Source organism: Mycobacterium sp. TH-M25 (assembly GCF_057473665.1).
This window is the reverse complement of sequence record NZ_JBYCLA010000588.1, coordinates 1-7,643: the sequence shown is the minus strand read 5'-3', so window position 1 is coordinate 7,643 and position 7,643 is coordinate 1. Positions and strand designations below refer to the sequence as shown.

At 67.5% G+C, this 7,643-nt stretch carries 6 protein-coding genes; 2 read left to right on the top strand and 4 right to left on the bottom strand.

Annotation, left to right across the window (positions count from 1 at the left end; all coding sequences use genetic code 11):
* A partial coding sequence (gene lspA, locus AC2VOU_RS19665) for a signal peptidase II (protein WP_486958872.1) occupies nt 1-678 on the bottom strand: 678 nt, incomplete at its 3' end.
* A 66-nt stretch (nt 679-744) separates the two neighbouring features.
* On the opposite strand from lspA, the gene AC2VOU_RS19660 reads away from it, so the two are divergent.
* Complete coding sequence (locus AC2VOU_RS19660; RefSeq protein ID WP_486958871.1) at nt 745-1,665, top strand: asparaginase; 921 nt, start codon at nt 745-747, stop codon at nt 1,663-1,665.
* Here the strand turns inward: AC2VOU_RS19660 and AC2VOU_RS19655 are convergent.
* The 3 genes from AC2VOU_RS19655 to ileS all read right to left on the bottom strand — a co-directional run bounded on the left by AC2VOU_RS19655 (nt 1,630) and on the right by ileS (nt 7,264).
* The gene (locus tag AC2VOU_RS19655; protein WP_486958870.1) at nt 1,630-3,021 is read right to left on the bottom strand and encodes a DNA polymerase IV; all 1,392 of its coding nucleotides are present in this window, start codon (nt 3,019-3,021) and stop codon (nt 1,630-1,632) included. The genes AC2VOU_RS19660 and AC2VOU_RS19655 overlap by 36 nt on opposite strands.
* 105 nt (nt 3,022-3,126) lie before the next feature.
* Nucleotides 3,127-3,984 carry a DUF559 domain-containing protein gene (locus AC2VOU_RS19650; protein ID WP_486958869.1) on the bottom strand — a complete coding sequence of 286 codons (858 nt, stop codon included), beginning with the start codon at nt 3,982-3,984 and terminating at the stop codon, nt 3,127-3,129.
* 163 nt (nt 3,985-4,147) lie between these two features.
* The gene (ileS, locus tag AC2VOU_RS19645) at nt 4,148-7,264 is read right to left on the bottom strand and encodes an isoleucine--tRNA ligase (protein ID WP_486958868.1); all 3,117 of its coding nucleotides are present in this window, start codon (nt 7,262-7,264) and stop codon (nt 4,148-4,150) included.
* A gap of 191 nt (nt 7,265-7,455) precedes the next feature.
* Between ileS and AC2VOU_RS19640 the strand changes: the two genes are divergently transcribed.
* Nucleotides 7,456-7,643: hypothetical protein (locus AC2VOU_RS19640; protein ID WP_486958867.1), on the top strand; the 188-nt coding region annotated here is incomplete at its 3' end.

Genomic DNA, 7,643 nt, shown 5'->3' with positions numbered 1-7,643 from the left:
CTCCGCATCGTCGTCGGCGCGCACCCCATGGCGCCGCTCCTCCGCGTCGCCAGACTCCGCATCGTCGTCGGCGCGCACCCCATGGCGCCGCTCCTCCGCGTCGCCAGACTCCGCATCGTCGTCGGCGCGACGACCGACGGTGTCGAAATCGAAACCGAGCGCCGACAGCGTGACCAGCAGGATAGCCCCACCGACGACCGAGGGGTCGGCGACGTTGAACACCGGCCACCACCCGATCGACAAAAAGTCCACGACATGCCCACGCAGCGGACCGGGTGCGCGGAAGAAGCGATCGACGAGGTTGCCCGTGGCGCCGCCCAGGATCATCCCGAGGCCGATGGCCCATCCCGTCGACACCAGCCGTCGGCCCATCCAGATGATGCCGACCACCACCGCGCTGGCGATCAGGGTCAGCATCCAGGTGTAACCGGTCGCCATGGAGAATGCGGCCCCGGAGTTACGGACCAACGTCCAGGTCACGGTGTCGCCGATGAGCGGCACCGACTGGCCGGGGGTCAGCAGCTTGACCGCGAGCACCTTGGTCACGATGTCCAGCGCCAGAACGACGGCGGCGACCGACAGCAACAGCGGCAGGCGACGGCGCGGCTTGGCCTCGGCTTCTTCTGCCTTGTCCGCCGCGGTCACCGGATCCGCCGATCCCGCTGGTTGGTCCGTCACGCCTCCATCATCCACTAGTCTGCCGGCGCCGATCCGCAGCGCCTGCCGATGCGGGATGATTTCGCCATGAGCCGCGTGACCGTCATCGCCACCGGCGGGACCATCGCCAGCAGAGCAGCGCCCGACGGGGTGCAGCGTCCGGTGCACCGCGGCGCGGATCTCGCCGCCGGCCTCGACGTCGACGTGATCGATGTAATGGCCAAAGACAGCTCGCAGATGACCCCGGCCGACTGGGACGTGATCGGCGCGGCGGTCCGGTCCGCCGCCGATGGCGGTGCCCGCGGCGTGGTCGTGACGCACGGCACCGACACCCTCGAGGAGACGGCGCTGTGGCTGGACCTCACCTACGCCGGCGCCGCCCCGCTGGTGATCACCGGTGCGATGCGCGGTGCGGACGCCCCCGATGCGGACGGACCGGCCAATCTGCGCGACGCGGTGACGGTGGCCGCCGCCCCCGACGCGCGCGACATCGGCGTCCTGGTGTCCTTTGCGGGTCAGATTCTGCGACCGTCCGGCCTGCACAAGGTGGCCCGGGGCATCGGCTTCGCCGGCGAGCTTGTTGGCGTCGTCAACAGCGAAGTAACACTGGTGCGCAGGAAGATTCAGCCTTACCTGGGCGAGTTGATCGCGGCCAGCGCCCCACGCGTCGACATCGTCGCGACCTATGCCGGCGGCGACGCGATCGCGATCGACGCGTTGGTGGCTGCGGGGGCCCGCGGCATCGTGCTCGAGGCTATGGGATCGGGCAACGTTCCCGAGGCCGTGATCGCCCGGGTGCAACAGCACTGCCGCGACGGTGTCACGGTCGCGGTGTCGACCCGGGTGGTCGGCGGCGGGGTCAGCCCGGGCTACGGCCCTGGCCGCGACCTGGTCGACGCCGGGGCTGTGATGGTGCCGGTGCTGCCGCCGAGCCAGGCCAGGGTGCTCACAATGGCGGCGCTGGCCGCGGGGCTATCCGTGGGAGACGTCGTCGAGCGGGGGCTCTGATGCCACGTCCGCGAGGTAGTCAGCCCAGTCGAGGCTGTCGATCGGGTTCGCCGCAGCGATGTCGTCGGTGTCGGAGGCGAAGGTGCGCGCCGGGCCCGGGCCGCTGCCACGGGTTTCGAATCGGACGGTGACCACGCCGTGCCCGGCGCCCTGCACCCAGCCGTGACCCAGCTCGCGGTGCGCGACGTCATCGCCGATTCGCCACCCCGTAGTGGCGGTCACGGGCGGGACGACCGCGGCGTCCCGCTCCGGCGGTGGACCGTCCAGGTCGGTGTCGGACATGGTCAGCTCCAGGTCCGGGAACAGCGAGTCCTGCCGCACGTCGGTCAAACCCGAAAAGCCCACGCCAAGAAGCCGAATCGGACCGACCTCGCGCGGGTCCAGAAGTAGCCGACGAGCCATGGTGGTCAGCGCTGCGGCCTCGGTGGTGGCGTAAGGCAGTGTCGCCGACCGGGTCAGCGTGCTCATGTCCGCCTTCTTCAACTTGACCGTGACGGTCCGCGCGCCGCGGCCGTCTCGGCACAGCCGTTGATGGGCATGCTCGGCGATCGGGGCGATTGCCTCACGTAGCTCCTCGAGCGTGGTCAGGTCGGCTGCGAAGGTGGACTCGGCACTGATCTGCTTGGCTTCTGCTCGTTCGGCCACCGGGCGGTCGTCGAGCCCGCGCGCGAGCCGGTGCAATGCGGGCCCGATCGTGGCACCCAGGATGCTGGCCACCTCGGCTTCGCTCAGCGCGGCCAACTCACCGATGGTCTCGATACCCAGTCGATGTAGCTTTTCGTCGGCGACCGGCCCGATGCCCCAGAGCTTGCGCACCGCGAGACCATCGAGCAGCCGCTCCTCGTCGGCGCGCCGGATGACCGCGATGCCATCGGGTTTCGCCAAACCGGAGGCGATCTTGGCGATCTGCTTGCCCGATCCGGCGCCGACCGAAGCGATCAGCCCGGTCTCCTCGTGCACCCGTCGCCGCAATTGCGCGCAAAAGTCTTCCACTTCCGTCGCCGTTGCACCGGCTAATTCGGTCGGCTCGCCGAAGGCTTCGTCGAATGACAACTGCTCGACGACGGGAATCAGCCCGCGCACCATGTGGAACACCCGCCGGCTGGCCACGCTGTACACCGCTCCGCGCGGCGGCAGCACCACCGCCGTCACGCCGATCAACCGGCGCGCCTGATGCATCGGCATCGCCGAGCGCGCGCCGAACACCCGCGATTCGTAGCTGGCGCCGGCCACGACCCCGCGACCGCCCCGCCCGCCGACCAGCACCGGCCGGCCTCGCAGGGTGGGCCGGGTCAGCTGCTCGACGGACGCGAAGAACGCGTCCATGTCGAGGTGCAGCACCCAGCGGGAATCCACGATCACCGATGTTATTGCGCGGCGGACATGTGAACGCCACCGACGAGAGTGCAACTACCGATCCGGCTACTCGAGAAACGCCTCGATAGGAGCACTTTCGCTGCGTCACACCTGCCAGCCGCGGGTGCGTAGCGCCTCACGGACGCGGGCTATGACGACGTCGGGGCGATACCGCAGCAGATCGGCGCTCACTCGGATCAGGATCCATCCCCGACGCTGTAGCTCCGCGGTGCGGTCGATGTCGTTCGTGCGGATACGCGAATCCGTCCAGTGCTGCGAACCGTCGTATTCGATGCCAACTTTGACTTGCGGCCACCCCATATCGATGCGGGCCAGTACACGACCCCAGTCGTCGAGCACCTCAATCTGTGTTTCCGGTCGTGGTAGCCCCGCCGCGACCACCAGCAACCTGGTCCTGGACTCCTGCGGCGATTCGGCACCGGCATCGACGAGCGGCAACATCCGACGCAACTGCCTGATACCTCGAGCACCGCGGTGATGGTCGGCCACCGCCGCGACATCGGCGGCCGTCACTCCGGTGGCCCGAGCCAACGCGTCCACGCGGATGACGGCCTTCTGCAGCCCGGGCCGCCGACCGAGGTCGAACGCGGTACGGGCGGGCGACGTCACGGGGATGGCGTTGACGGTCACCGTCTCACCGGTAAGCAGCGTCTCGTTGCGGGTGATGATCAGCGGCGGCGGACGTTTCCGGTCGCAGATCAGCTCGGCGGGAGCTCGCGCGTCGACCCACTTGGCGCCGAGCAAAGCAGCCGCGGAGTTGCCCGCTACGACGGCCTGTCGGCCCGACCAGAGCCATGCGGCGAGAGCCCGGCTTTCCGCGCTCAGCTCGGGCCCGCGGCGCAGGTATACGTTGCGGTAGACGCGCGTGCAGGACAGCCGAAGCTCGTGCTCGGACAGCGTTCCCGCACGCAATGCTTCAGTTCCCACGAACGGTGATTCCACGACTCGTCCTTGTCAACGACCCATCCTCAACGAGAGTGCATCCATCGACACCGTTACTCGGAAAGCAGCGCGGTAAAAGCACTTTCGAATTCACAGGATAGGCAGATTCGCCCGTGCACCGGCTCCCCCATCCACAGCCACTGGGCCCGGTTTCCCACCGATCTCAAGCCCGGACCAGCGACACCCGCACGCCGTCACCGATCTCCACGGCGGCAGAACCTGGTTCACCGAACCAGAAGCTGGTGGCCAGGATTTCCCCGGCGATCAGGTCGCGGTGCGCCGCTGCCCACTCGACGCGCTCGGCCGGCACCGACATCACCACGCTGATCCGATCGGACACATCGAGGCCGGCAGACTTGCGCAGCTCCTGCAGTTCGCGGATGCGGTCCTTGGCCCAGCCCTCGGCCTCGAGCTCGGGGGTCACGGTGGCGTCCAAGACCACCAGTCCCGCTCCGCCCGGCAGCGGCGCGGTGTACTCCGGGTCGGCCGCGACTAGTCGCGAGCTGTACTCCTCGGGCTGCAGCACCACCGGGCCGGCGGTCAGCGTGCCGTCTTGGTTGACGACGCCCTCGCCCGCCTTGACCGCCTTGATCGCGGCCTGGACGTCTTTGCCCAGCCGCGGGCCGGCGGCCTTGGCGTTGACCGTCAGCTCGAAGCGCCCGTAGCCCGCGATGTCGTCGGTGAGCTCGACCGCCTTGACGTTGAGCTCGTCGGCGATCAGATCGGTGAACGGCGCGAGCCGCTCCGGATTCTCCACCGCCACAGTCAGTTTCGGCAGCGGTAGCCGCACCCGCAGCTTCTTTGCTTTACGCAGCGACGACGCCACCGAGCAGACCTCGCGAACCTGGTCCATCGCGTCAACCAATGCGGCGTCCGCCGGCAGTTGATCAGGCGCCGGCCAATCGGACAGGTGCACCGAACGCTCGCCGGTAATCCCGCGCCAGATGATCTCGGTCGTCATCGGCAGCAGCGGCGCCGCGAGCCGTGCCGTCACCTCCAGCACCGTGTGCAGGGTGTCGATCGCGTCGGGGTCTTCCTCCCAGAACCGCGAACGCGACCGTCGCACATACCAGTTCGTCAATGCCTCGGTGAACTGACGCAACTGCTCGCAGGCCCCCGAGATGTCGCAGCCGTCCAACGCCTTCGTCAAGTCGTCACGCAGTACCGCCAACTTGGCCAGGATGTAGCGATCCAGGACGTGGCGCGAATCCACGCGCCAGGTACCGACTTTCGGGTCATAGAGCGCCAGGAAGCTGTAGGCGTTCCAGAACGGCAACAGCACCTGGCGCACCCCGTCACGGATGCCCTGCTCGGTGACGATCAGATTGCCGCCGCGCAGAATCGGCGAGGCCATCAGGAACCAGCGCATCGCGTCGGAGCCGTCACGGTCGAAGACCTCGCTCACGTCGGGGTAGTTGCGCAGCGACTTGCTCATCTTCGCACCGTCGCTGCCCAACACGATCCCGTGCGCGACACAGGTTTTGAACGCGGGCCGGTCGAACAACGCGGTGGCCAGCACATGCAAGGTGTAAAACCAGCCACGGGTCTGCCCGATGTACTCGACGATGAAGTCGCCCGGGTAATGGCTGTCGAACCAGTCGCGGTTCTCAAACGGGTAGTGCACCTGGGCATACGGCATCGAGCCGGAGTCGAACCACACGTCGAACACGTCCGGGATGCGCCGCATGGTCGACTGACCGGACGGGTCGTCGGGGTTGGGCCGGGTGAGCTCGTCGATGTAGGGCCGGTGCAGATTGTCCGGCCGAGTACCGAAGTCGCGCTCCAACTCGTCGAGGCTGCCGTAGACATCGATCCGCGGGTAGGCCGGATCATCGGAAACCCACACCGGAATCGGGGTTCCCCAGTAGCGATTTCGCGAGATCGACCAGTCGCGGGCACCCTGCAGCCACTTGCCGAACTGGCCGTCCTTGACGTGCTCGGGATACCAGGTGATCTGCTGGTTGAGTTCGACCATCCGGTCGCGGAAGTCGGTGACCTGGATGAACCACGATGACACCGCCCGGTAGATCAGCGGATTGCGGCATCGCCAGCAGTGCGGGTACGGGTGGTCGTAGGTCTCCTGCCGGATCAGCACCGCACCGTTGGCAGCGGCTGGTCCGGTGTGATTCTTGAGATCCCGGATGATCTGCGGGTTGGCGTCGAAGACGTGCTGGCCCCGGTAATCCGGCACGGTGACGTCGAATCGGCCTTTGGCGTCGACCGGTGTCACCGGCACGATGCCGACTTTGTCGGCGGTCGCCTTGTCGTCCTCGCCGTAAGCCGGTGCCAGATGCACGATCCCGGTGCCGTCATCGGTGGTGACGAAGTCGGCCTCCAGCACCTGAAAAGCGTTGGGAGAGTCCATGAAATACGGAAACGGCGGCCGATACCTGGTACCGACCAGCTCGCTGCCCCGGTAGCTGCCCAGTACGTCGGGCTCTTCGCCGAATTCCCTCGCGTAGGCGGCCAGTCGGGCCTCGGCAAGCACGACGCGGTGCTCGCCGGCCTGCACCTGCACATAGCTGACGTCGGGGTTGACGGCGACCGCCTGGTTCGACGGCAGGGTCCACGGCGTCGTGGTCCACACCAGCAGATGCGCGCCCGCCAAATTCCCGTCGGTGACGGCGAATCCGACCGTGAGGGCCGGATCCTGCCGGCTCTGGTAGACGTCGTCGTCCATCCGCAGCTCGTGGTTGGACAGTGGGGTTTCGTCACGCCAGCAGTACGGCAAGACCCGATAACCCTCGTAGGCCAATCCTTTGTCCCACAACTGTTTGAACGCCCAGATGACCGACTCCATGTAGGGCAGATCGAGTGTCTTGTAGTCGTGGTCGAAGTCGACCCAGCGGGCCTGGCGGGTGACGTAGGCACGCCATTCGTCGGTGTACCGCAATACCGATTCGCGGCAGGCGTCGTTGAAGGCGGCGATGCCCATCGCGTCGATCTGGGATTTGTCGGTGATGCCCAGCTGCCGCTCGACCTCGAGTTCGGCCGGCAGGCCGTGGGTGTCCCAGCCGAAGCGGCGTTCGACCTTGAAGCCACGCATGGTGCGGTAGCGCGGGACGATGTCCTTGACGTAGCCGGTGAGCAGGTGCCCGTAGTGCGGGAGACCGTTGGCGAAGGGCGGCCCGTCGTAGAAGACGTACTCAGGGGCGTCCGCACGACGTTCGATGCTGGCTCGGAATGTGTCGTCGCTCGCCCAGTAGTCGAGTACCTCGAGTTCGAGTGCCGGCAAATCGGGAGCGCCGGCCACCGGCTTCGGATAGGTGTTCTCGGTCACTGCGCGTCGTCTCCAAGTGCCGTCGTCTGGCACGGGGACGACGATGCGCTGATGCGCATGCGCCGCGGTACCACCCCGCTTGCCACACCTAGGCGTGGCCGCTCATCGCTGGGCTGTGACGGGCCTACCCGTTCGGCTCTACTGGGCCCGGCACTGCAGGTGCGGGCTGTTCTTCCGAAGGCTCCCCGGGGATGGCCGGATCGACGCCGCTGTCCTCATTCTACGGATCGGCGCAACCTGGCCGGACCCGGGATCTGACCGCAATCTCCGATGTCATGACGCTTCGCGGCCCCAACCCTGACGACGATCCACTGCCCGCACAGGAGTGGCGCCCCATCGAGCGCGCCCAGAAAAAGGTCGGCACCAACTCGATGCTGTC

Excerpts from the sequence above, each read along its gene's own strand:
- AC2VOU_RS19660 (WP_486958871.1), top strand. The coding sequence starts at position 745 with ATGAGCCGCGTGACCGTCATCGCCACCGGCGGGACCATCGCCAGCAGA.